A 2,628-nucleotide genomic window follows, 5' to 3' on the forward strand; every position below is an offset into this window, starting at 1 on the left:
GATTTATTTTGCACAGTTTATTTTTCCAAAAAAAATGGATAAAATGGAATACTTTGAAAAAGATCTATTCAAAAATTTGCAGTTCAAATTATCTGAAAATTCATTTCATCACAAAATAAAATTCTGAATACTTAATACATATCAAAATTAAAATACCCTGTATAGGGTATTTCTTATTTATTAGTTTTTTTACATTTTTCGGGAAAGTCATTAAAAAACACAATCCCTATGCTGAAGTTTTTTAGAAAATGGATATTTTCGGTAGGACTGATTGTAGCAGTAATTTTTGAGGTAACTGCACAACTTCCCGGAGATGTTTCTGCACAGATTGAAAAAATCACTCCAAAATCTGCCCAAAATTCACCCAATGCAGCAGGAATTCAGAAGTATGGGGATTTTAATGTGAATCTCTATACAGGTATACCCGATATTAGTATTCCAATTTTTGAGATTGATGCCGGATCAATCAAAGTTCCAATCGTATTGACCTACCATGCCGGAGGTATCCGATACACTGACAGGGCCTCATGGGTAGGACTGGGTTGGTCCATTCAGGCAGGTGGGCAGGTAACCCGAACAGTTAACGGCAAAGCTGATGAATCTGGTTTTTTATCCTTAACCAATGATTACAATGTCGATCCGTTTAACTTCTGTGCAAACTTTAATTATAAGGAGTTAACTGCTACCGGAACCAATGATCGGGAACCGGATCTATTTTCTTACAATTATCCCGGGGCAAGTGGAAGATTCGTATTAAGGCAGGGCGGACAGGCTCCATTACTGTTTCCGGAAAGTGCCATCAAACTTGTAAGGAGCCCAAATTATTTTGACATCACAGACACACAAGGTCTGATGTACCGCTTTGGAGCAGACTGGAACGGTCTCAATGGAAGTCGGGAGTTATTGAGTAGTTCTTCTGGTTCCATCAATACTTCAGCTATTTCGACCTGGTATCTACAAGAAATTAAGACCCAAAATTCTGACGATTATGTAACGTTTAATTACCAGGATTTAGGAACCATCACCACATCCGAGGTTGAAACGAATATCACCCTGATGGACGAATGCAATACAGCTGATGCAGTTCTGCTTCCCTGTAATTCTTATAGTCCGGTTACCACCTTTGTGTCGACTTCAAGTTCAATTTCCCAATTGGCTTTGGATACGATTTTTTTCAAAACTGGTATGGTGCGATTTGTCTTGGGAGCTGCCAGAACCGATTTGCCGGGTAGCCCCAATGTGGAACGGTTAAGCAAGATTGAAATTTATTCCAAACTCAATGGGCAATATTCTTTGGAAAAGACATTTGTATTGCTCAATTCCGGAAATTTTAAACTAGCCTCCAATAATGCCGATGCACGCCTGAAGTTAGATGGATTAGAAGTTAGGGATGCTTCCAATACCCTGATCAATAAATACAATTTTACCTACCAGACGACTACTTTTTCTTGGGATGCAGTGCAAGGTTCTCATCGAAGAGACCACTTTGGGTTTTATAACGGAAAAACAGGTAATACCAACCTGATTCCCCAAGAAACTGTACAGTATCAGGCAAATAGCGGGACGGGTTTGACAACCATATCAATTGGCGGAGCAAACAGGAGTACAGACACTACATTTTACAAACAAGGTATCCTCAAACGAATTACGTTTCCGACCGGTGGATATACCGAATTTGAGTTTGAGCCCCATAAATATTCTGATGGGGGAACCAAGTATGGAGCAGGTCTGAGAATCAAGAAAATCATCAAGAATGATGGGCAAAACAGCTATAGCACCCTATACCGATATGGAAACAATGACGACGGATTTGGACATAAAAACTTTGATGTCAGAAACTTTCATTATTTAACAACCCAATATAAGCGCGATGTTGTTTCAGGAACACCCAATCAACGACAGTTTAGGGTTAGATCGTGGGTGTCCAATTCCGTTGTTGGTCCCGGTTTTGACGATAGCCCGGTGGTTTATACCAGAGTTTCTGAATATGCCAATGGTACTACTGCAAACGGAAAGACTATCTATGAATTTGATAACAATGCCCTGATTCCCGACGGTGTTTTTACGGTCCAATATTCCAACAAAACCTGGAGAAACAAAAAAAGCTGGGAAAGGGGAAAACTTACCAAAGTCCTCAAATTTGATAACCTCAACGCCCTAAAGGAGGTGGTAACCAAATCTTACACAAAATATAAAGGGCAGACGTTGAATATCGGGCAAGCCGGGGCACAGGTTATCATGGGAGACGAAGGAGGAGGCTTTTTCTACTATTGTGCCGGTACAGGAGGAGGATACCCCTATGATGGTCACCGATACATGATTGCAACGCTTACCCAAGACGTCGGAGTGTATCTAGAGACTTCCTCCAAACAGACACTTTATTACGGTTCGGATTCAGTGGAAAATCTGACCACCCGTGACTTTCACCCGACATACCTTAAAACAAGCTATGAGGAAAGCAGCACCTTACCTAACCCACAGTCGGTTCGGAATGTAACCCGATATAATTACGACATAGTCAATGTAAATACAACTTATACTGGTTATCCTGAAGCGCTTCGTCAATTGCTTTTGAAAAATATCCTGGCACCAGTGGAACAATATACCCAAGTACGGGAAGCTTCCAAA

Annotated in this window: 1 protein-coding gene; it reads left to right on the forward strand. The window is 40.6% G+C overall.

Annotation, left to right across the window (positions count from 1 at the left end; all coding sequences use genetic code 11):
• Positions 1-228 precede the first annotated feature (228 nt).
• Positions 229-2,628, forward strand: a 2,400-nt coding sequence (locus tag DDT91_RS14590; protein ID WP_187176936.1) for a hypothetical protein, incomplete at its 3' end; no start/stop codon positions are given.

The sequence above is a fragment of the Algoriphagus sp. AK58 genome (assembly GCF_014324365.1).
Taxonomy (GTDB): Bacteria; Bacteroidota; Bacteroidia; order Cytophagales; family Cyclobacteriaceae; genus Algoriphagus.